At 40.4% G+C, this 21,421-nt stretch carries 19 protein-coding genes and 1 rRNA gene; 5 read left to right on the top strand and 15 right to left on the bottom strand.

Going from position 1 to position 21,421, the window contains the following annotated elements; all coding sequences use genetic code 11:
* Positions 1-219: 219 nt before the first annotated feature.
* Positions 220-828: a transglutaminase domain-containing protein gene (locus tag BSM4216_RS01725; protein WP_048622508.1), complete on the top strand. Its 609-nt coding sequence runs from the start codon at positions 220-222 to the stop codon at positions 826-828.
* 121 nt (positions 829-949) lie between these two features.
* Here the strand turns inward: BSM4216_RS01725 and BSM4216_RS01720 are convergent, their stop codons facing one another.
* Complete coding sequence (locus BSM4216_RS01720; protein WP_048622507.1) at positions 950-1,939, bottom strand: NADPH:quinone oxidoreductase family protein; 990 nt, start codon at positions 1,937-1,939, stop codon at positions 950-952.
* Between the two features lie 402 nt (positions 1,940-2,341).
* Here BSM4216_RS01720 and BSM4216_RS01715 point away from each other — a divergent pair, with 402 nt between their 5' ends.
* Positions 2,342-3,244, top strand: coding sequence for an aldo/keto reductase (locus tag BSM4216_RS01715; RefSeq protein ID WP_048622506.1), 903 nt, complete (start codon positions 2,342-2,344; stop codon positions 3,242-3,244).
* A 110-nt stretch (positions 3,245-3,354) separates the two neighbouring features.
* Here BSM4216_RS01715 and BSM4216_RS01710 read toward each other — a convergent pair whose 3' ends face one another.
* The 4 genes from BSM4216_RS01710 to gnd form a co-directional block, all read right to left on the bottom strand.
* Positions 3,355-4,503, bottom strand: coding sequence for a thiolase family protein (locus tag BSM4216_RS01710; protein ID WP_048622505.1), 1,149 nt, complete (start codon positions 4,501-4,503; stop codon positions 3,355-3,357).
* Positions 4,488-5,954: an AMP-binding protein gene (locus BSM4216_RS01705; RefSeq protein ID WP_169799177.1), complete on the bottom strand. Its 1,467-nt coding sequence runs from the start codon at positions 5,952-5,954 to the stop codon at positions 4,488-4,490. Before BSM4216_RS01705 ends, BSM4216_RS01710 begins: the two co-directional genes overlap by 16 nt.
* Positions 5,955-5,961: 7 nt before the next feature.
* The gene (locus BSM4216_RS01700) at positions 5,962-6,516 is read right to left on the bottom strand and encodes a biotin transporter BioY (RefSeq protein ID WP_048622503.1); all 555 of its coding nucleotides are present in this window, start codon (positions 6,514-6,516) and stop codon (positions 5,962-5,964) included.
* A gap of 344 nt (positions 6,517-6,860) precedes the next feature.
* Positions 6,861-7,754: a phosphogluconate dehydrogenase (NAD(+)-dependent, decarboxylating) gene (gene gnd / locus BSM4216_RS01695; protein ID WP_048622502.1), complete on the bottom strand. Its 894-nt coding sequence runs from the start codon at positions 7,752-7,754 to the stop codon at positions 6,861-6,863.
* Between the two features lie 430 nt (positions 7,755-8,184).
* On the opposite strand from gnd, the gene BSM4216_RS01690 reads away from it, so the two are divergent.
* Positions 8,185-9,033, top strand: coding sequence for a MurR/RpiR family transcriptional regulator (locus BSM4216_RS01690; protein ID WP_003353155.1), 849 nt, complete (start codon positions 8,185-8,187; stop codon positions 9,031-9,033).
* 71 nt (positions 9,034-9,104) lie between these two features.
* Here the strand turns inward: BSM4216_RS01690 and BSM4216_RS01685 are convergent, their stop codons facing one another.
* Entirely contained in the window at positions 9,105-9,761 is a 657-nt protein-coding gene (locus tag BSM4216_RS01685) for a DUF975 family protein (RefSeq protein WP_048622501.1), read from the bottom strand.
* 369 nt (positions 9,762-10,130) lie between these two features.
* Here BSM4216_RS01685 and BSM4216_RS01680 point away from each other — a divergent pair, with 369 nt between their 5' ends.
* Complete coding sequence (locus BSM4216_RS01680; RefSeq protein ID WP_048622500.1) at positions 10,131-10,667, top strand: YceI family protein; 537 nt, start codon at positions 10,131-10,133, stop codon at positions 10,665-10,667.
* 275 nt (positions 10,668-10,942) lie between these two features.
* Here BSM4216_RS01680 and BSM4216_RS01675 read toward each other — a convergent pair whose 3' ends face one another.
* From BSM4216_RS01675 to BSM4216_RS01635, 8 genes are all read right to left on the bottom strand, one after another.
* A complete protein-coding gene (locus tag BSM4216_RS01675; protein WP_048622499.1) occupies positions 10,943-12,058 on the bottom strand; it encodes an IS4 family transposase in 1,116 nt (371 codons plus the stop codon).
* Between the two features lie 250 nt (positions 12,059-12,308).
* On the bottom strand, positions 12,309-13,124 hold the full coding sequence (locus BSM4216_RS01670; protein ID WP_082142221.1) for a lipid II flippase Amj family protein: 816 nt from the start codon (positions 13,122-13,124) through the stop codon (positions 12,309-12,311).
* A 948-nt stretch (positions 13,125-14,072) separates the two neighbouring features.
* Positions 14,073-14,780: an ABC transporter ATP-binding protein gene (locus BSM4216_RS01660; protein ID WP_003353163.1), complete on the bottom strand. Its 708-nt coding sequence runs from the start codon at positions 14,778-14,780 to the stop codon at positions 14,073-14,075.
* Entirely contained in the window at positions 14,781-15,560 is a 780-nt protein-coding gene (locus BSM4216_RS01655; protein ID WP_048622497.1) for an ABC transporter ATP-binding protein, read from the bottom strand.
* Positions 15,535-16,506 (bottom strand): branched-chain amino acid ABC transporter permease, encoded by a 972-nt coding sequence (locus BSM4216_RS01650; RefSeq protein WP_048622496.1) that lies wholly within the window; start codon positions 16,504-16,506, stop codon positions 15,535-15,537. Before BSM4216_RS01650 ends, BSM4216_RS01655 begins: the two co-directional genes overlap by 26 nt.
* A gap of 9 nt (positions 16,507-16,515) precedes the next feature.
* The gene (locus BSM4216_RS01645) at positions 16,516-17,394 is read right to left on the bottom strand and encodes a branched-chain amino acid ABC transporter permease (protein ID WP_048622495.1); all 879 of its coding nucleotides are present in this window, start codon (positions 17,392-17,394) and stop codon (positions 16,516-16,518) included.
* Between the two features lie 80 nt (positions 17,395-17,474).
* Complete coding sequence (locus BSM4216_RS01640; protein WP_048622494.1) at positions 17,475-18,650, bottom strand: ABC transporter substrate-binding protein; 1,176 nt, start codon at positions 18,648-18,650, stop codon at positions 17,475-17,477.
* 882 nt (positions 18,651-19,532) lie between these two features.
* Positions 19,533-20,327 (bottom strand): HAD family hydrolase, encoded by a 795-nt coding sequence (locus tag BSM4216_RS01635; RefSeq protein WP_048622493.1) that lies wholly within the window; start codon positions 20,325-20,327, stop codon positions 19,533-19,535.
* 475 nt (positions 20,328-20,802) lie between these two features.
* On the opposite strand from BSM4216_RS01635, the gene BSM4216_RS01630 reads away from it, so the two are divergent.
* Positions 20,803-21,186: a barstar family protein gene (locus BSM4216_RS01630; RefSeq protein ID WP_048622492.1), complete on the top strand. Its 384-nt coding sequence runs from the start codon at positions 20,803-20,805 to the stop codon at positions 21,184-21,186.
* A 100-nt stretch (positions 21,187-21,286) separates the two neighbouring features.
* Here BSM4216_RS01630 and rrf read toward each other — a convergent pair.
* Positions 21,287-21,402: ribosomal RNA gene (gene rrf, locus BSM4216_RS01625) — 5S ribosomal RNA — on the bottom strand.
* Between the last annotated feature and the right edge of the window lie 19 nt (positions 21,403-21,421).

The following is a 21,421-nucleotide window of genomic DNA, read 5'->3' as shown; positions in this document are numbered from 1 at the left end:
CACGCATTCACTGCTGATAGGCTTTATCTCTTTTGTTATCGAAGCGGCGTTTTCTCCCTCTAATCCATGAAAAAGACCTCGTATATCCACCTGCGATTCCCGGACACGAAAAACTCAGCGTGGTGCTAGTTACCCTTCCTAAGTTAATTTCATCATTGTATTTTTAATAGAATATTCTTATAATTATGTAAAATTAAATTTGATAAGGGGGAACTAAAAATGGAGTTAATTCCCGAGTCAGCTAATTTAGTGGACTATCTAGTAGAATTAGATGTTGTCAATTTTTCTCACCCTCTCATTCAGAAAAAAAGGAACGAACTGTTTTATGAAGGGCAGTCAGAAATTGAAAAAACTAAAATAGCATTTGAATTTGTAAGAGATGAGATTTCGCACTCGTGGGATATACAAAGCACAAGAGTTACGTGTAAAGCGTCTGAGGTGCTTAGATATAAAGAAGGAATTTGTTACGCCAAAGCTAATTTATTAGCAGCTTTATTAAGATCGCAACGAATACCAACAGGTTTTTGTTATCAACGGCTTATGATATTTGATACTCCTGACAAGGGTTATTCCCTTCATGCATTGAATGGTGTTTTTCTTCGTTCATTCAATCGGTGGATTCGTCTAGATGCTCGTGGAAACAAACCAGGAGTGCAAGCAGAATTTTCTATCGATCAAGAAATCTTAGCATTTCCAATCCAAGAAAAGTATGACGAAAAAGATTTCCCCATCATCTATACGAAACCTATCCAAAAAACAATTGCCGTTTTAGAAAAACACACCAATGCGTTAAACATGTATCAACATTATTTGCCTGAAAACTTATAAAATCTCCAATGCTTATTCATTCATAAGAAAAAGGCAAGCAAACATATTATGCATGATAATATGTGCCTACCTTTTTTTGAAAGATTTTTAGATTTTAGGTCTTAAAAAATTTTTCCAACGATTATAACTTTACAATCGTTCTTCCGCGCATTTCGCCTCTTAAGATTTTAGCCAATACATCCGGCAATTCATCGAGCGTAACTTCATGGCTGATCGAATCCAGTAGATGATCCGGTTTCCACTCATCAGCCAACTTCTCCCAGAGATGCAATCTAGTCTCCATTGGGCAGAAGACCGAATCAATGCCAAGCAAGTTTACCCCACGCAAAATGAATGGAAATACGGTAGATTGAAAGTTGGTTCCACCCGTCATTCCGCTTAAAGCAACAGAACCTCCGTATCGAATCGACGCTAATATGTACGGCAAATATTGTCCTCCGACCGGATCGACAGCGGCAGCCCACTGTTGCTTCAACAAGGCGCGTTTTTCAGGCATGACAAATTCTTCTGGAGAAACAAAATCGCTTGCACCCAACTGCTTTAAGTAGTCATGCTCCGCTTTTTTGCGAGTACTTGCCGTTACTTCATAACCAAGTCGGCTCAGTATGGAAATGGCATGGCTTCCAACTCCTCCAGTCGCTCCAGCCACCAATACCCGTCCTTGGCTTGGAGAAAGATGATTTTCCTCTAGTCGATGGACGGAAAGAGCAGCCGTAAAACCAGCTGTGCCTATTGCCATCGCTTCCTTCATGGAAAGACCTTTCGGCAACGGAACAACCCAATCAGCGGGAACACGAGCCACTTCGCTGTATCCGCCAAAATGGGCCACACCTAAGTCATAACCCGTAATTAACACTTCGTCTCCTTCTTTGAAACGATCATTTTTGGATTCAATAACTTTCCCCGCCAGATCGATCCCCGGAACCATAGGATATTTTCTAACCACTGTGCTGTTGTTTATCGATGCCAACCCATCCTTATAGTTCACGCTGGAATAATAAACTTTTATCGTAACATCGCCTTCTGGAAGATCCTCTTTTGTCAGCTCTTTTATCTTTAGTGAAAAAGCCTCCTCCTGTTTGTCCGCCACTAAGGCACGAAATTTCTCCATGTCGAATCCCCCTTTATTCTAAATTTCCATATCAGAATATAATTCTCCTTTTGCGTTGCTAATTCCTTCTTTTTCGCGATATTTCATTTCGAAAAAGCAATGCTTTTGACGATGCCGTTCATGATCCATCCCTTCTATGTCCTAAGACAAGAAGATCATCTATTCATTTAAATACACAAATTCACCGCCAATGTTAAACTAACCACTCCATAATGAATGATAAAGCAAAAGAAAATCACGTGGTTTGTCATGATTTCAAAACTTAGCTATAGCTCAATTATGAATTCCCATTAGCAAAAAAGAAGCATAGTTCACGAATGGTTTGGTAATGACAGGAAATGTTGGAAAGGTTAAGATAAATCTGTATTATCGTTTATCTTATTCACAGAAGGAGAATGATGAATGGAAAGAGTAAAATTAGCCAGTGATTTATCATTTTCTCGAATCATCCACGGTTATTGGCGGTTGGCGGATTGGAAAAAATCAAAGGAAGAAACTCTTTCAATTATTGAATATTGTCTTGAATTAGGCATTACGACCTTTGACCACGCTGATATTTACGGTAGCTACACATGTGAAGCGCTATTCGGAGAAGCACTGGCCCTTAAACCAAGTTTGCGAGAAAAGATGGAAATTGTCGCAAAATGCGGCATTGTCCTTCCCTCGCCAAACCGGCCGGAACATTTATCACATCATTATAACACCAGTAAAGAACATATCATTCGTTCCGTCGATCAGTCATTAAAAAACTTTCAAACCGATTATATTGATGTATTGCTGATTCACCGTCCTGATCCGTTTATGGATCCCGAACAAACTGCCGAAGCCTTTGCCGAATTAAAAAAAGCCGGAAAAGTTCGCTATTTTGGAGTATCCAATTTCAAAGACCACCAATTTGAAATGCTTGAGTCTTATTTAGAAGAAAAATTGATTACCAATCAATTAGAGCTTTCCGCTTATCATTTAGAAAATTTTGAGGACGGCACTTTGAATTTTTGCTTAAAAAAACGGATACCACCTATGGCTTGGTCGCCTTTAGGCGGTGGCGCCATTTTCTCGTCCCAAGAAAAAAAGGCAGTGCGAATGAGAAAAACATTAGCGAAAATTGCCCGGGAAATTCAAGCGGAGAGCATAGACGAAGTTTTGTATGCCTGGCTTTTGAACCACCCGGCCAAGATTATGCCAATCGTGGGGTCCGGAAAAAAAGAACGCATCCAAAAAGCGGTCCGATCTTTAGAGCATACATTAACACACGACCAATGGTTCGAAATACTTCACAGCTCCATGGGACATGAGGTGCCTTAATCCCTTTCCGACCATATAACAACTTTCTAAAATCTTAAACCCAGCCTATGTCCGGCAAATCCCCTTTTCCCGCTCACGGATACAATGCGGGAGAAGGGGATGATCAATGGTCATGATCGGAAACGTTGAAACAAAGCCGAAAGCCCAATTCCACCGCCTATCCCTAAAGTGGCAAGGCCCGTTTCTCCAAAATCACGCTTTATTTCATGAAAAAGCCTTGTCACAATAATGGCCCCTGATGCCCCATAAGGATGTCCAATGGCTAAGGCGCCTCCGTGAATATTCACTTTTTCTTCCGGCAACCCCAATTCGCGAATGGAAGCAATCACTTGAGAAGCAAAAGCTTCATTAAATTCAACCAAGTCAATATCCTGTAGGCCGATTCCCGTTCTGTGCAGCAATCTCTTTACCGCTGGAACCGGCCCAATTCCAAGCAGATTCGGATCGACTCCTGCTACGGCGCTGTCGATAAACTCCATCACCGGCTCCAGATTCAGTTCGCGACATTTTTCCAAAGACATCACAAGGACAATGGCCGCTCCGTCATTGATCGGACACGCATTTCCCGCTGTCACCGTCCCATCTTCTTGAAAAACGGGCTTTAGTGCTCTCAATAAAGAAAGAGTAAGTCCGGAACGAGGACATTCATCTTGATTCTTGTTGTTTATCGGGACAATTTCTTCAGCGAATAATTGATTTTCTTGAGCCTTGACAGCTTTTTGATGACTTCGTAGTGCATACTCATCCTGTTCTTCTCGGCTCACATGATACACTCGTGCGACATTTTCCGCCGCGATCCCCATTTCCGGATCCCCGATCCAATCTGGAGAAAATCGTGCGCGTGTATAAATTCGCGGAGCAGCCGCCGAATATAAAGAAGTCGGTTTCTCTATTTTCCACGGCGCCAAACTGGTGCTTTCCACTCCACCTGCTAAATAAATATCCCCTGCACCAGCCTGCACAAAACGGCAAGCCGTAATGATGGCTTCCAACCCCGATCCGCACTGACGATCAATGGTCATTCCTGGTACTTCAACAGGCAAACCCGCCGTTAAAGCGGAAAGCCGCGCGATGTTACCCCCAGGTCCTACCACATTCCCTAAAATCACATCATCTATTTCTGCCGCAGGAACAGGGCATTCCTCCAGCACTGCTTGAATCACTTTCGCTGCCAACACTTCCGGCAGAACATTACGGAAAATTCCGCCAATTTTTCCAACAGCACTTCTTTTTGCTGCCACAATCACTGCTCTTGGCATGACAACACCTTCTCCAGCCACTGTTTTAATGTGAAGCGATCTACTTTTCCGCTTTTGGTCAAAGGCCAATGATCCATTTCAACCCATTGTTTTGGGCATTTGTAAGCAGCGAGATGCTGCCTGCAAAAACGCTTGATTTCTTCTTCCGATTCTTTTTTTCTCCACTGCACACACGCGACGCCTTTTTCGCCCCAATACTCGTCCTTTATTCCAATGACCACCGCTTCTTCTACCGAAGGATGCTTTTTAATGACATGCTCTACTTCCTCTGGGTAAACTTTCAGCCCTCCGCTTTTAAACATATTTTTGCGTCGCCCGACAATATGAAGGCGGCCTTGTGAATCCATTCTTCCCATATCGCCAGCAGTGGCCCCAAAATGGGTTAACACTTTTTTCGTTTCGTTCTCGTCTTTTACATAACCGGAAAATAATAATGGGCTGTCTATGTAGACTTGGCCGATTTCCCCCGGTTCGACATCCCGTCCTGCTTGATCACAAATGCGAATGTGAACACCCGGAAATGGCTTGCTTCCTTTTTCTTTAGCCGGATATTCTTGATAAGCGACAAAGCTTAGCTCCGAAGCTCCATAATATTCAAACAATCTTGCCTGCGGAAAAAGCTGCTTTGCCCGCTCCTTTGAATTTTCCTCCCAATAAGCACCGGAAGCCAAAATCCATTTGACACTTTGATGGATGATGGGTTTCCATCGGTATTGAGCCATTATTTTTTCCAGCATCGTCGGGACAACATGCAGCATATCCACACAGCCTTGCTTCAACAGACGACAGACTTTGTCCACATCAAACGACTCAAGCATATAAAAAGTGCTGCCGCCATGAACGGCATGAACAGCGGCAAACAACGACAAAGAGTGGCATAAAGGCCCCGGAGCCAAAACGCTATGGCCGCTATGAAAACCAAAGGCTGTCTCTCCGGCGGAAAAGCTTTTAAGCCATGAACCATGATTGCGAACATAGCCTTTCGGTTTTCCCGTCGTACCTGAAGTAAATCCCAAATAAAAAAGGTCGTCTTCTGTCGGAGGCTTTGGCAAATTCGAACTGCCGGCAGAATACTGATACAGCTGTTCGACCGGTATTACCAAAGTTTCTTGCCATCCCGGAGAAGAATCATTCTCTGCAATCACTGCATCAGGGCAGGCAATACTCATGGCATGACGCAATTCCACCGTCGTCCATTTTCTATCTAAAGGGACAGCGATCCAACCGAGACGAATAATCGCAAAAAAGGCTTCGAGGAATTCCGGCCTATTTCCTAGCCATAAAGCGACTTTTCGTCTTCTTCCCTCACCTAATATTTGAAGAAGCCTATCGGATATTCCTTTGATGTGATCCCGGAATTCCCTATAAGTAATCTGTGTGTGTTCAAAACAAACAGCCGGTGTATCTGGCTGCGTTTCTGCATAGTGCGATAATGATTCTCCTATATACATGACCGGCTCATCCTTCATCCGCAAACCTTTTGAAGGATAAACGCTTTCTCAATTCAATGGCTACTATGGCCGACACGATCGCTTTCGTCAAATCTCCCGGCAAGTAAATCAGAGCTGCTGTCATCGCCGCCAGCCATGGCGTACCGGTAACAACGGATAAATACGTTACTCCGCATAAGTAAACGAAAATCATCCCACCTAAAATATTAAAAAGAAGCAACTTCCACACATTTAGATTATTTCGATAGCGGTCCGCCAAATAACCGATCAAAAACGCCGCAATCGGATAAGACATAATATATCCTCCGCTCGGGCCAAGGAGTACGGACATACCTCCTCTTCCACCTGATAATACCGGAACGCCCATTGCTACTAACAGATCAAATAATAATAAACTCAAACCTCCCAATCTGGGACCAAGGACCGCCCCAGCCAGCATCACTCCAAATGTTTGAGCTGTGATCGGAACTGGCGAAAACGGACTTGGGATTGGCGGTATCAACCCTAGCGCCGCCACCACAGCTGTAAACATCGCCGCTAGCACCATATCTCTTGTTTTCATCTTCATCCTCCTCATGATGTATGATACTAGCATTATAGTAAACAATACTTTTTATGTAAACTGAAAAATAACAAAGTTTACATAAAACAAAACTTGCTCAGCCTGCTATACTTTGATAAAAGGCTAGCCATCAAAACCCTATGGAACGCTCCCCCGCCCTCTCCACCTCACGCCTTAGTTGCTTTTCTTTATTCCCTTTGTCAATATCGATTGACCCTTCGACTGTTAATCGGTGAAAAAACTAATCATCCATGAAAGAAAGGACCGCTAACTACATCCTTTCTCAACGAATCACTCATGATCCGCGCTTTTAGGTGTAGTTAACGGTCCTGAAAAAGAATAGTTTAAGATCTTTCTACTGCATGCCCGCCAAATTCATTTCGTAAAGCAGCAACTACTTTTCCAGTAAACGTGTCTTCTTCCAAAGACCGGTATCTCATTAATAAGGACAGGGCGATGACCGGTGTGGCCGTTTGTAAATCCAGAGCCGTTTCCACCGTCCATTTTCCTTCACCGGAAGAGTGCATCACGCCTTTGATGCCGTCTAATTTCGCATCTTTCGAGAAGGCGCGTTCGGTTAATTCCATCAGCCAGGAACGAATGACGGACCCATTGTTCCATACTCTCGCGACTTTTTCGTAGTCAAAATCAAAGTCGCTTTTCTCCAACACTTCAAATCCTTCTCCAATGGCGGCCATCATCCCGTATTCAATGCCGTTGTGGACCATTTTCAAGAAGTGGCCGCTACCCGGTTTACCGGCATATAAATAGCCGTTTTCCACAGCGGTATCCCGGAAAATCGGTTCCACGATCTTCCAAGCTTCGGGATCTCCCCCTACCATATAACAAGCCCCATGGCGAGCTCCTTCCATGCCTCCGGAAGTACCGGCATCCATGAAGCGGATGCCCGCTTCTTTGAACTCGTTGTAGCGACGAATCGATTCTTTATAGTGGGAATTCCCCGCTTCGATCACAATATCGTCTTTTTCCAAAAGCGGCTTCAGGTCGCTGAGGACGGAATCCACCACACCATGCGGCACCATGATCCAGACAATTCTTGGCTTTTCCAACGAGTCCACCAGTTCTTGTAAGCTGGAAGTTCCTTGAGCGCCATATTTTTGGATTTCTTCCACCGCCTTGGGATTGACGTCATACGCTACCACTTCGTGGCGATGGTCGATTAAGTTTTGGCCTAAATTCAGCCCCATTTTTCCTAAACCGATTAATCCAATTTTCATATTCATTCTCCTATCTTAATAGAAAAAAATTTTCTTTTTATCCTTATTTTATAATAAAAATTTTTTAATTCAAAGATGGCAATGAAAATATATTTTATTCACAGCTTTTTTCATGTACACTAAAATAAGAAACTTTCGTTCGACAACCCGATAACGTATCCGGGACGAAATAGGATCAAAGAGCAATCGTCAAAAATTTTTCCAACTATATAGGTTATTCACGTAAGGCAGGCAACGGAGCTTATCATCATATGGAGATAAGACCTTCGGGAAGTGCAAAACACAAGAAATCAAAACCGTTTAATGGAAGCGTTCACAAGATTATGGTTAACAAAGCCAAAGAACCTGCAGATTCAGCCGCTGCACTATGATCATCCCTGCTTTGGATTGCTTGTCTGTTTTAAAAACACGAAAAAGGAGAGAGTGACTTATGGCCACCCGATCTTGCTTGCAAACCATTCGATCTGCATATTCCAGCTTTAGTCCTAAGGAACAAACGATTGCCGATTACTTTTTGGAAAAACCGCAAGAAGTTATCCACAGCACCATCAACCAAGTAGCTGACGACCTTCAAGTGGCCGAAGCTACGATTTTCCGTTTTTGCAAACGTATAGGTTTTAAAGGGTTTCAAGCAATGAAAATCGCTTTGGCATCTGAAATTGTGACCCCCATTCAAGATATACATGAAAACATATTAGAAGATGATACAAGCGATCAAGTCGCTGAAAAAGTGTTCCAGTCCAATATCCGAACATTGCAAGATACTCTGAACATTTTAAACCTTCAACACTTTGGGGAAGCGGTTGAGTATCTCCTGCAGGCAAAAAAAATTTCATTTTACGGCACAGGCGGCTCAGCCATCGTGGCTTTGGATGCTCAGCACAAATTTATGAGAACAGGCATCCCTACAGAGGCATTTATGGATGCCCACTTTCAAATCATGTCCGCCTCCTTGCTGTCCAAACAAGATGTCGCGGTCTTTATCTCTCATTCCGGAATGAATAAAGATTTGCTTGAAATTGTGGATGTTGCTAAAAAAACCGGCTGTAAAACCATTGCCATTACCAGTTTTTCGAAATCGCCGCTCACTCAAAAGGCCGATCTATCCTTGCATACCGTTTCACAAGAAACCGAATATCGTTCAGAAGCTCTCGCTTCGCGCATTGCCCAATTGTCCATCATTGACGCCTTATTTGTCAACGTCATGAAGGAGAGAAAAGAAAAAGCCGCAGGCACGCTTCAAAAAATACGGGAAGCAATCGCTGTGAAAAAAGTGTGAACAACGCTTTTTCTTCCTCTTACGAAAAAAACCACCCATTTGTAAATGAGCGGCAGCATGTTATCCTTCGATTATGGTTGGGGAACTTCTTCCCTTTTTTGAGAGATTTCTTCATAAAAACGGGCTAATGAGCTGTAGACGTAAGGAACTAACCAAAGAAACCCGATACCTAAAGTAATCAAACTGAGGATGAACCAGCCAATAAAACTTAATTGCAGCAGAAAGTATCTCCATTTGTATCCGTTCATCATTTTTCTGCTCTCTGTAATGATTTGATTTAATGAATAGTCCGGATGATCTTTCAAAATAAAGTAAGCTTGAGAATAAGCGAAGCTCTTAATAATACCGGGAATGACTAATAATAAAGACCATAAAAACGTGTAAATGGTTATGAGAATGGTCAAGCCGAGCGATTTCCAGTACAACTTGCCGGAGAACAGCTCGAACGTGTTCTTTATTTGAACAGGTTCTTTTCTCACCAATCGTAAAAATACCCAACTGTATCCAACCGTAACCGGTGTTAACAACAATGTGAGGATTTGAGACACAATGGCAGGCCAGTTTTGCTCTTCAGTTGCCCATCGTGTAAAACCGCCGCTTAAAATGACTTCTACTAAATAAGGGACCACTGAATAAACCAAAAAGACGACGATGCTCAAAAGCACTGCAAATCCCCAATGGTTTTTTAGCGCCTGCCGCGCTTCTCTCTTGATGCTCCTTATTTTCATGCTTTTTCATCTCCTCTCCATACAACATATTCAAAAGACATCAAAAATTGTTTAAAAAAAGTTAATCTTAAAAAGTTAATGAATAAGTCTATTTTTTTTGTTTTCCCACTCCTCCTAAAGCCTAATTGCTTTAGAATTTAACTTATCTAAAACGTACTTTCATTCATCCAATGTGTTGATCTTTTTCCTAAACCCTTCTCCCGATACTGTTTCATTCTCCTTTAACATCTATCTTACGAGCGCTTGTATGAAAAAACTGTTTAAATTGACAATTGTTACTATCACTCTTATACTTTAATTATCGCATTATATTATTTATTAACACTAACTTACTTTTAGTAATAATATTGGTGAATTGGAGGAATCAAAATGATCATTTCCAGATGGATCGTGGACCCGGCCCATAGTAACATTGATTTTTCTGTCAGACATATGATGATATCGAGAGTAAGGGGCGCATTTAAAAACTTCAATGCTTCCATTGAAGCGGATCCAACCGATTTAACAACGGCAAAGATTCAAGTAGAAATCGATTTAGCCAGCATTGACACTCGCAACAGTGACCGTGATCAACATTTAAAGTCCGCTGATTTCTTTGACATCGAAAAATACCCAACATTGACATTTCGCACTACAAACATCCACAAAAAAGGCGATGGAGAATATGAAGTAACGGGAGATGTCAATTTTCATGGCGTCACTCGTCCAGAAACATTTACAGTAGTGTTTGAAGGCTTGGCGAAAGATCCTATGAGCGGTAAAGAAAAAGCAGGATTTTCCGCTAATGGCGTGATTAAACGCAGCGACTACAACCTGACTTGGAACGCTCCGCTCGAAACCGGCGGTGTTCTTGTCGGCGATGACGTTAAAGTAGCCATCTACATTGAAGCTGCAAAAGAAGATTAAAAGAAAAGCCCGAATGGGGGCCATACGCCTCCTTCGGGCTTTTACATCATCACGTTAGGTTCTTTTCTACTCCTATCTTAGACCTTTATCAGGCCAATAAATAAGGACATTAAGTTTTTTATCAAGAACCATTAGCATTGCATAAATATAGTTAGAATTTTCTGTTAATTATTTTTTGTGAATTTGTGCCAAAAAGACAAAACCTAAAGAAAGGTGGCACTGCCCATTTGGTAAATATATACAGTTAAACCAGAGCGACAACGACAAAAGGGAGATTATGGACTGGCTCGCCCATCAAATTTTCGCAACCAAACATAAGCTGGTTTCCACAGAGCTCTCTTTAACCAACGAGTAATTCGAAGTAGGGATTTCTTACTTTTCATCTCCAATTGAATGAGAACATGTAAGCAATACGTGATCAGGGCTAAGAAAATTTGATTTTGAATAGCTGTTTCACTCATTCCATAAAAGTGCTTAATTTCTACGTGTTGCTTGAGCCATTTGAAAAAGAGTTCAATAGCCCAGCGAGATCGGTAAATATCACTTATCTCTTCTGGTTTTAAATCAAATCGGTTGGTGATGAAACGAAGTAAGTTCCCTTTTGTGTCCATAACTTCTAGTAGACGAAAGACATTTTCAGTACGATTTTGTGTGGTACCAATGTAGACCATTTTATCGGATAGAACGTGACAATCATCAGGAAGTGAAAATGTATAGACTTCACGAATGACTGCGTTTTTCTTCAGTCTTGAAACGAAGAAATAGCCATCATCTGTCATCCGATCAAAACGTTCATAGTCCACATAACCGCGGTCAAACACATACATGGCTTCTTGATCATCCACTAGGACTTCGAGTTGATTTCGGTCATGTTCTTTTGCTGTCGTAATCACTGCTTTTTCAGGATAGACGGTGTCTTTATCCATGAAAACGAGCCGTAAGTGTAGCTTTACACCAGCTTTTGTTTTCCGGAATTTTGCCCATTTATAATGGGTCAAGTTCAACGGGAGTGTACTTGAATCAATGATTTTCAGTGGCATATTCTTTCCGTTTTTATAATGGTACCGTTGAATTTTCCAAACAAGATCCAAGAACAAATTTGCAAGAATTAGTGGGTGGATCTGATTGTTTTTTCGGGATAGCTGAGAGGCACTTATCGATTCAAATCCGAGTGCTTTTTGAAGATCTTCGTCTACAAGTGCATCACTCATTTCCTCTAAGCTCTTAAATTCGAGCAGCTGGGCTACCAATAAAAGTTTAATATAAGCTTCTGTTGTCAGCTTTTTTGTGTAATAGTCCTGTTTCAATTCTTTGACTTGTTCGCTAAGTTTTTGAATATTTATGGGTGAAACCCATTTACCAAATGATAAAATTAGTGTATTCTTGTCCATAATGGTTATCCTTTACGATTGGATTTGGGCAGGAACCACCTGTACTTCCATTGTAAAGGATTTTTTTGTTTCGAAATCAATAAAAAATTGAACATTCTTAGTATTTTGAATCATCAGATTTAATTACTGCAATGCTAGTGATCAAGAACAAATTTTAAAAAGATAAATAAAAGGACATTACATATTTTATATGGCTAAAATGTAATGGCCTTTTTTAAATGAACGCCCTCTTAGTGGAATAACGTCTTCATTAAATCCACTTGGCAAACCAAGCGACATAGTAGGCAGCGGGAATAAACAAAAATTGAGCCACGATTGTGCCTAAAAATTTTGAACTAACCATTGTCAAAGTGTAACTTTTTAAATAAATATAATCAATTTGATTTTTCATTACTCTATCTGCTAATACAGAAGCTTTTGGATCAATAAACAAAGTTAACAAAATGGTCGCTATTCCATTTATAATCCCAGATGACATTAATGCAGCCTGTGCATAATATTTCGGAACTAACAATGAAGCATATATGGAAGAGAGTACACCAGTTGTAAATATAGCAGAAATAATGATATTTATCACAAAAAGACGTTTAGGTATTGTTTTTAAGGTAATCCCTTTTAGGTAGGTAAATCTCGGCAATCTAAAACATTTCAAAACTTTTTTAAAACCTTCTATATTAAAGAACTTAAAAAATAAAGTGATCATCGAACCTCGTTCATTTGACAATTGAACGATGGCTCTTGAGAAGACGTTGATAAATGTCGGAAAAAGAAAAATTCCCAGTAAAACTCCAATTGAAGTTAATCCCATTAAAATTCTATACTGCTCCTCTATAAAATGTAATCTATTTATATCTGGAGCTTCTGCAATAAGTTTTGCTGTTAAAGGTTGTTGAATGGTTGTAGATAATCTTGAAACGACCACCAATGTACTAAACAAAGATATTGCAGTTGCGATTAACTTTACTCTTGCCCCTGAAATCCTCGTTGAATAGGCCAAAGTCTCAATCATTGTGATAACTAATAAAAATGAAGAGATGATCATTACTTTACTTGTAATTAGTTCCATAAAAATCCCCCTCATAAATAAAATTATTCTAACCGTAAACAATTTTTTTTCATCAACTTACCGACCATATCATTTTGAATTTCTTCATTAGATGAATCGTCTTGTCTGTTTTTTGCTTTAACAAGTTGCAGGGGATTGGCCCTTGCACTCTCATATGGATTCCTCAACCATGGGACAAACTCCATCAAGTCTTCTTAAACGAATCTCCCTGTAATCTGTCTTTTTCTCCCGTAAATACATAAAATATTGCTTTAAAGCATAACGGTGAGTTTTTACTGTATTACTGCGTTTCCCTGTTGTATTTAAATAGTTCAGATACTCCACGAGGAATCAAAGGAAATCCCACTTCACCACTAATACATTATCTCCTGCTGTTATTCTCTAAAAAAGCCTTACTTATTTACAATCGGTCGAAAGACTTCGCTACGCCTCCCGCTGTGAGCTATGCCCTTTCCTAAAAAACTAATTATTTTAAATTTTCATCCAACATCGATATATCTATTATGTATGAAAAAAGAGGATATATGTCCTTAAACTGAACATAATACCCTCTAGTCATCATAGTATATTTAAAATTTCCGAAGTTCTTTTCGTTTTACGTCCCATAAATCCCTCCATAGTCCGTTTTGCACTTCGACTTTTATTTTCGTTTCTTGTAAAAGAATGCTGATAAAAATATAGATATACCAAGAGCAATAAGTCCGCTTGAATCGAGAAAATTTATTAATGTAGACTTTTCTTTCATATCTTTTATGAATAATAAAAGGCCATACGAAGCAAAAAAAATTCCTGATACAATACTTATTTTTCCAATGAGAGACAAATCTTTCATGAAATACAACACTCCACATTCACCATTTTTTCTATAATATTAGCAGAAACCATTGAAATGATTAAAACACTTCCGCCTTGTTCAGACGGAAGTTTTTTAATCAGAACTTTTGTCCATTATTGCCCTCCTAAATAAGCATGTTTGATTTGATCGCTTTCGTTCAGTTCTTCCGGAGTTCCGGACAGGACGACTTTCCCTGTTTCAATCACGTAAGCTCGATCGGCTACTGACAGAGCCATATTGGCATTTTGCTCCACCAGCAAAATGGTTGTACCAGTTTCATTGATTTCCTGAATAATTCGGAAAATGGTTTTCACTAAAAGAGGCGCTAATCCCATGGAAGGTTCATCCAGCAGCAGCAGTTTTGGACGAGCCATCAATGCTCGGCCCATGGCTAGCATTTGCTGCTCTCCGCCCGATAAAGTTCCCGCCTGCTGCTTCCAACGTTCCTGCAGCCGCGGAAACAGCTGAAAAACTTTTTCGTAATCTTTGCGAATCTCATCTTTATCCTTCCTTAAAAAAGCTCCTAATTCCAAATTTTCTTGAACAGACATATTCGCAAAAATTCGACGTCCTTCCGGAACGTGAGAAATCCCCATCTTAACGATTGCTTGAGCCGGTTTTCCCATAATAGATTGATTCTCGTACTCTATTTTTCCTGATTTCGGCTTTAGCAATCCGGAAATCGTTTTTAACAGTGTACTCTTTCCAGCGCCATTCGCTCCTATCAGCGTCACAATTTCGCCTTGATGAATATCCAAAGACACACCCTTTAAAGCATGAATATTTCCATAATAAACATGAATATCTTCTATTTTCAGCATTTATGATACCTCCTCGCCCAGATAGGCTTCAATGACTTTCGGATTGTTTCGAATTTCCTCCGGTGTTCCCTGGGCAATCAGCTGTCCGTGGTCGAGGACGTAAATCCGTTCGCAAACACCCATGACTAAATTCATATCATGTTCAATCAACAAGATCGTCAATTCAAACTGATCGCGGATAAACGCAATCAAATTCATTAAATCATGAGTTTCCTGCGGATTCATTCCGGCTGCCGGCTCATCAAGCAATAAAAGCTTTGGATTCGCTGCGAGAGCTCTCGCAATTTCCAAACGCCGCTGCTGTCCGTATGGCAAGTTTTTTGCCTTTTCGTGTACATAACCTTCCAGTTTGAAAAGCTTTAGAATGTCCAGCGATTTTTCTTCTATTTCCTTTTCATTCTTAAAATGGGAAGGAAGGCGAAAAATGGAGCTGATAATAGAGTTTTTCGCTGAAGAGTGATAAGCCACTTTCACATTGTCAAGAACAGAAAGGTCCTGAAACAATCGAATGTTTTGGAAAGTGCGGCTGATGCCTTTTCGTGTAATTTTAAAAGGCGCCATTCCATTTAACCGTTCACCGTTAAACAAAAGATTTCCTTCCGTCGGTACATATACGCCGGTTAAAAGGTTAAAAAAAGTAGTTTTGCCGGCTCCGTTTGGTCCGATTAGCCCGACAAGCTCCCCTTTATAAATTTCCATATTGGCCTCGGCCACAGCTTTTAAGCCGCCAAATCGAATTCCGACATTCTCCACTTTAAGCAACGGTTTGTTTGTTGTCATGGTTCGTTCCCCCTTCAGCTGCACGTTCCTTGAAAAATGTCGCCAGTTCTTTTGTCCCCATCAGTCCTTGAGGGCGGAACAACATCATGAGAATCAAAACAAGACTATATATCACCATGCGGGTTTCCGGATAATCTTGAAGAAACGTGGAAATAATCGTCAGCAAGATCGCTGAAATAACCGCTCCAGACATGCTCCCTAATCCACCTAATACAACAAAAATCAAGATATCAAAAGACTTTAAAAATCCGAAGTTAGTCGGCTGAATGATGTAAAAATTGTGGGAATATAAACCTCCGGCCACCCCGGCAAAAAACGCCCCTATCACAAATGCCACCACTTTATAAAAAGTAGTATTAATCCCCATCGCATCAGCAGCGATTTCATTTTCACGGACGGAAATACATGCTCGTCCATGTCTGGAATTCGTAAAATTGGCTATCACTACAATAGCAATCAGCGTACAGGCAAATACCCATGGCCACGTGGTAAAATGAGAGACTTGCATCCCGCTTGCTCCCCCGACATAATCAATATTCAATAATGCAATCCGCAATATCTCTCCAAATCCCAGTGTGGCAATGGCCAAATAGTCTCCTTTTAAGCGAAGCGTCGGAATCCCGATGATCAATCCTGCCACAGCTGCTGCCACTCCGCCTATCAAAAGGGCTGCCGAAAAAGGCAATTGAAACTTCATCGTCATAATCGCCGATGCATATGCCCCCACCGCTAAAAATCCGGCATGGCCAATCGAAAATTGTCCTGTAATACCAATAATAAGGTGGAGACTGACCGCCAATATGATATTGATGCCAATTAAAAATAGTGTGTTTAAATAGAAGGAATTAAGAATTTGCCCGTTAATAAGTATTTGAACCACTGCAAATGCCGCGAGCGCCAATATGATGGAAAGCCAAAAGCCTTTTGTATGTCTGATCGTCATCATTTTTTCCTCCTACACTTTTTCTCTTACATTTTTTCCAAACAAGCCGGACGGTCGAAAAATTAACAGCAGAATCAAAACGATAAATGCCGCCCCATCGCGCCATAATGAAAAGCCCATTGCACTGACCAACGATTCAATGACACCGAGAAGCAAACCTCCCACCATTGCTCCCGGAATAATCCCTATACCCCCCAATACGGCTGCGACGAAAGCTTTCAGTCCTGGAATAATCCCCATGAGTGGATCAATTTTGGTATAGTAAATTCCAAAAATAACTCCGGCAGCGCCTGCCAAAGCAGAACCGATGGCAAAGGTGGCCGATATGGTGCGGTCTACGCTGATTCCCATTAATCGTGCAGCTTCCGCATCATAGGAAACGGCCCGCATGGCTTTTCCTACCTTTGTTCGATGTACGATAAACTGAAGAACGATCATTAATACAATGGAGGTGAAAAGGATCAGCAGTGATTGACTATTGATCGTAACCCCGAAAATGTTGATATTTTTTTCAGGAAGAACATTGCTTGGATATGCCTCCGGCTGTGCTCCGCGCAAATAGATCGTGCCGTATTCAATAAACAAAGAAACTCCAATCGCTGTGATCAGCGCGGCAATTCTCGTAGCATTTCTCAATGGCTTATAGGCAATGCGTTCAATGAGTACGCCAAACACTGCGCAAACCGCCATCGCCAACAGCAAAGCCGGGAAAAAACTGAAATGAAACACGGTGACAGAGTAAAATCCGATAAAGGCTCCTACCATAAAAACATCACCATGCGCAAAATTAATCAATTTCACGATTCCATAAACCATGGTATATCCGAGGGCAAGTAAAGCATAGATGCTGCCGAGCGATATTCCGTTTACTAATTGTTGAACGAATTCCATTATGCATGCTCCTCCCATCCTTGTGGCTTAATCCCTTTGAAAATTCAAAATAGGGGGAAAGATTCCCCCTTTCTTCAAGATTATGGATTCACTTTTGTTTTAAATACTTGCTTACCATCCTTATATTCTAAGATAGAGGCGGATTTAATCGGATTATGATCTTTGTCAAAAGTCAAGGTGCCTGACACCAGTTCAAGATTCTTTGTGTCTTCCAGTGCTTTTTTGATTTTCTCCGGATCTGTGCTTCCCGCCCTTTTTATTGCATCTGCCAACAGGTAAGCCGTATCATAGCCAAGCGCATTAAAGGCATCTGGAGAATCTCCATTATATTTTGCTTTAAATTTTTTCACAAATTTCTGAATTTTTTGATCCGGATCTCCGGAAGAATAGTGATTCGTAATATAAGTATTATTCAATGCCTTTGGCCCGGCAATTTTCACCAGTTTCGGTGAATCCCAACCGTCTCCGCCCATAATCGGAACGTTTAAACCAATTTCACGAGCCTGTTTTACAATCAGCCCTACTTCTTCATAGTAGCCCGGCAAGTAAATAAACTGTGGATTTTCGCCTTTGATTCTTGTTAATGTAGCATGAAAATCTGTATCTTTTGCTACATACGCTTCTTTTGAAACGATTTTCCCGCCCGTTTTCTTAAAGGATTTTTCAAAAGCACTTGCCAACCCTTTTGCATAATCACTCGAGCTGTCAATGAGAATCGCCGCTTTTTTCACTTTCAGTTGATCGGCTGCAAAATTCGCTGCGACCGTCCCTTGAAATGGGTCGATAAAACAAGTCCGAAACACATAGTCATTCAGCTTTCCACCCTTTACAGTCACTTCCGGATTCGTGGCTGTCGGCGTAATTAAAGGAATCTTGTTATCTTGCGCCACTTGTACTTGTGCAAGCGTATTGGTACTTGTTGCAGAACCTACAAGGACCGCTACTTTATCTTGGCTCACCAGCTTAATGGCGGTGTTCGTAGCTTCAGCCGCATCAGATTTATTATCCGCTTTGATTAATTCAATTTTCTTCCCATCAATTCCTTTTTTATTAATATCATCTAATGCGAGAGCAAATCCCTCAGCAATGGATTGCCCATACGATGCCACATTCCCCGACAGTTCGAGATCGGCGCCCACCTTGATCGTTTTGCCGTTCGATGCGCTTCCGCCGGTGGTGCTGCTGGCTCCGCACCCTGCCATGAGTACGGTTGAGAATAATAAAGTCAGCGTAATACTAGAAAATTTTTTCTTCATAAAAATTCCCCCATTTTTTTATTTCTTTCCTAACAAATGAATGAACGACGCAGACCTCCTTCTTATACTAATAAAATATTACAATTATTTGATATATATTAATATTCTGAAAATATTGTATATTATTCTTTCCTTTTAGTCCAGTCATTCTTTAATATTTTTATTCTTTTTGTATGAATAAAAATACTCATTTACCTACTCGAAATATATTGATTTCCAAGTGTTCATCTAGTTTTTCTTCTATTATTCGGGAAAATTGTCATCTCTTTTTACCTAGGTCCATCTTAATAAATCATCATGATCACTCGCACAAAAAACTTGCTCGTCATTCTGTACGAATGGTTATTAAAGAGCAATAATTTTCTTAAATATTTATGTCTGTATTTTACTAGTATAGGGTTAGCCTTGCTTATATATAGTAATAGACTATTAAGCAAAAACGTTTGTGAAATGGAAAACGGAAAAATCTAAGAGAAAGTAGTCCTAAAGGGTCATGCAGTAAATAATGAAACTAGGAGGCGTTGATTTATAAGATGTTCACTCAACGCTCGATTTGCACTCTATAAAAGCAATGGCTATTCAGTTCTCATATTTGAGAAAAACCACTGTCATTCTTTTCACACATAAGAACGATTTTGCCGTTTTTCACAAAATAGATCTACTTAATAAAAACCCTCTAAAGCAGATCTCAGTTAGCAACCACCCATAACAGGCAGGTCACTCTTGTTTTTGCGTCTACTGTTAGAGGGAATCTTGTTTTTATGAATAAAATCAGGTCAACATGTTCTGACGGAACAAAACGATGCTATTGTTGCTTTCCGACGAAAAAACATCGATCGATTAAGAATTGCACAAATATCAGCCATAGCAGATATCATGATCTTATCGCGGAAGAAGAACGGTCGTATCCAAAACGTCTTTCAATCGCTCTACACGATAGGTCGGTTTTGCTCCCTCCATTTTTTTGCCGTCTCCGTGATCAATCCAGATCGAATCGATTCCGGCGTTATTGGCCCCTAAAATATCAGTACTCACATTATCCCCCACCATAATGGCTTCTTTTGCTGAAATCTCCATTAAGCGGAGAGCATGTTGAAATAAACGAGGATCCGGTTTGCCAAAACCGAAGTTGCCGGAAATCACAATATGTTCAAAGTATGGAATCAAACGCTCCTCCATCGCCAGCTTTTCCAGCTGCAGGGAAGGCGAGCCGTTCGTCAACAGCAGCAACCGAAAACCTCTTGTTTTTAATTGCTCCAAAACTTCATAAGTATCGTCAAACACAAACGATGTAGAACGTCGAACTTCTTGAAACTTTTTTTTCGCTCCTTCCGCCTCCTCTTCCGGAACACCGGAAAGCTGAAGGCCCTCTTTCCACGCTTTCAATTGATAGTCTGAAATAAGCATTCCCATCTCCCGAAACTTCCAATGGTGGACATCCGTAAATCTCCCCCATAATCCTTCAAATGGGTTGATGCCAATTTTTTGGGTAAACTCGAAGAATGGATAAGTGGAATATAATTTTCTTGCACAATCACGGACATTCGCTTCCAGTTCGGCAGAATCCAATCCATATTTTTCTGCCAGTTCCCCACATGTCACATCAAACGCACGCTGTATGCTCTTACGATCGTTTAATAAAGTATCATCCAAATCAAAAAAAATAGCTTTTTTCATTCTTTCATAGCTCTCCTTGAACTTTTCTTTGTGCCAAAATCAATAAGTTTTTTCCACCATAACTTACCTCTCGCCAATTGAACCGATGAAAACATTGGTCATATATTTCTTTTTTTCGACAAAAACTGCTTTATTTCCTACTATATTTTCTGTTTTTTTAAAATTTATTTTATAAATAAAGACCTCTTGGTACCCGCTGTTTTATAATTAAGTTTGAAAAATGTTGAAGTAAAAAAGAATAGAACATTAAAGGTTTAATGGTCTACAAATCGAAAATATCTTGAAAACTGTATGGATTGATCAGATTCTTCGATGGTATGTTTCTTATCATTCATGGGAATTTGGTCAAATTGTAAAATGAAGAGAGGCGCAAACATGGAGTTATGGAAACAACTTCTTTTAAACGGCTGTGTAAAGCTATTTTGGAAAAACGAAATTCTATATCAGTTTATAGTAGATATCTCTCAAGAAGGATTTGAAATTTACATTTTTGATTGTTCAAAATGGAATTCTCAAAAACTACCATAAAGATTTGGCATCTGTCCTCCACTTTCCAAATGATTATGGTAAAAACTTAAATGCCTTTGACGATTGTTTATCAGATGTGGTTCCGGATGGAATAGGTTTAGGTTTAGTTTTAGTATTCAAAAACTATGATATATTCTCCAAAAGAGATCCAAAAGCGGCTTATGACATTTTGGATATCATTCAAAACAATTCTTGGAGATTTCTACTTGAATACATAAAACTTATTGCTTTCGTGCAATCAAATGATGCCAAAATAGACTTTCCAAATTTGGACGGGATGTCTGCTGAATGGAACAATAAAGAATGGCTGGATCAAAATAGAGGATTATAAGCTTTGTCAATCCATACAGTCTTATTCTGTAAGCTATCAACATAAAAATTTAACAAATGAAAAAGTCCGAGATCTAATTGGATCCCGGACTTTTTCATTCGCCTGGCAGCGTCCTACTCTCGCAAGGGGAATCCCCTCACTACCATCGGCGCTGAAGAGCTTAACTTCCGTGTTCGGGATGGGAACGGGTGTGACCTCTTCGCCATCGCCACCAGACGGTATGTAGTTGTCGGAA

The sequence above is a fragment of the Bacillus smithii genome, from assembly GCF_001050115.1.
Taxonomy (GTDB): domain Bacteria; phylum Bacillota; class Bacilli; order Bacillales; family DSM-4216; genus Bacillus_O; species Bacillus_O smithii.
Note: the sequence above shows the minus strand (reverse complement) of the source record. Positions and strands in the feature narration are given on the sequence as shown.

Excerpts from the sequence above, each read along its gene's own strand:
- BSM4216_RS01725 (WP_048622508.1), top strand. The coding sequence starts at position 220 with ATGGAGTTAATTCCCGAGTCAGCTAATTTAGTGGACTATCTAGTAGAA.
- BSM4216_RS01720 (WP_048622507.1), bottom strand. The coding sequence starts at position 1,939 with ATGGAGAAATTTCGTGCCTTAGTGGCGGACAAACAGGAGGAGGCTTTT.
- BSM4216_RS01715 (WP_048622506.1), top strand. The coding sequence starts at position 2,342 with ATGGAAAGAGTAAAATTAGCCAGTGATTTATCATTTTCTCGAATCATC.
- BSM4216_RS01710 (WP_048622505.1), bottom strand. The coding sequence starts at position 4,503 with ATGCCAAGAGCAGTGATTGTGGCAGCAAAAAGAAGTGCTGTTGGAAAA.
- BSM4216_RS01705 (WP_169799177.1), bottom strand. The coding sequence starts at position 5,954 with ATGTATATAGGAGAATCATTATCGCACTATGCAGAAACGCAGCCAGAT.
- BSM4216_RS01700 (WP_048622503.1), bottom strand. The coding sequence starts at position 6,516 with ATGAAAACAAGAGATATGGTGCTAGCGGCGATGTTTACAGCTGTGGTG.
- gnd (WP_048622502.1), bottom strand. The coding sequence starts at position 7,754 with ATGAAAATTGGATTAATCGGTTTAGGAAAAATGGGGCTGAATTTAGGC.
- BSM4216_RS01690 (WP_003353155.1), top strand. The coding sequence starts at position 8,185 with ATGGCCACCCGATCTTGCTTGCAAACCATTCGATCTGCATATTCCAGC.
- BSM4216_RS01685 (WP_048622501.1), bottom strand. The coding sequence starts at position 9,761 with ATGAAAATAAGGAGCATCAAGAGAGAAGCGCGGCAGGCGCTAAAAAAC.
- BSM4216_RS01680 (WP_048622500.1), top strand. The coding sequence starts at position 10,131 with ATGATCATTTCCAGATGGATCGTGGACCCGGCCCATAGTAACATTGAT.
- BSM4216_RS01675 (WP_048622499.1), bottom strand. The coding sequence starts at position 12,058 with ATGGACAAGAATACACTAATTTTATCATTTGGTAAATGGGTTTCACCC.
- BSM4216_RS01670 (WP_082142221.1), bottom strand. The coding sequence starts at position 13,124 with ATGGAACTAATTACAAGTAAAGTAATGATCATCTCTTCATTTTTATTA.
- BSM4216_RS01660 (WP_003353163.1), bottom strand. The coding sequence starts at position 14,780 with ATGCTGAAAATAGAAGATATTCATGTTTATTATGGAAATATTCATGCT.
- BSM4216_RS01655 (WP_048622497.1), bottom strand. The coding sequence starts at position 15,560 with ATGACAACAAACAAACCGTTGCTTAAAGTGGAGAATGTCGGAATTCGA.
- BSM4216_RS01650 (WP_048622496.1), bottom strand. The coding sequence starts at position 16,506 with ATGATGACGATCAGACATACAAAAGGCTTTTGGCTTTCCATCATATTG.
- BSM4216_RS01645 (WP_048622495.1), bottom strand. The coding sequence starts at position 17,394 with ATGGAATTCGTTCAACAATTAGTAAACGGAATATCGCTCGGCAGCATC.
- BSM4216_RS01640 (WP_048622494.1), bottom strand. The coding sequence starts at position 18,650 with ATGAAGAAAAAATTTTCTAGTATTACGCTGACTTTATTATTCTCAACC.
- BSM4216_RS01635 (WP_048622493.1), bottom strand. The coding sequence starts at position 20,327 with ATGAAAAAAGCTATTTTTTTTGATTTGGATGATACTTTATTAAACGAT.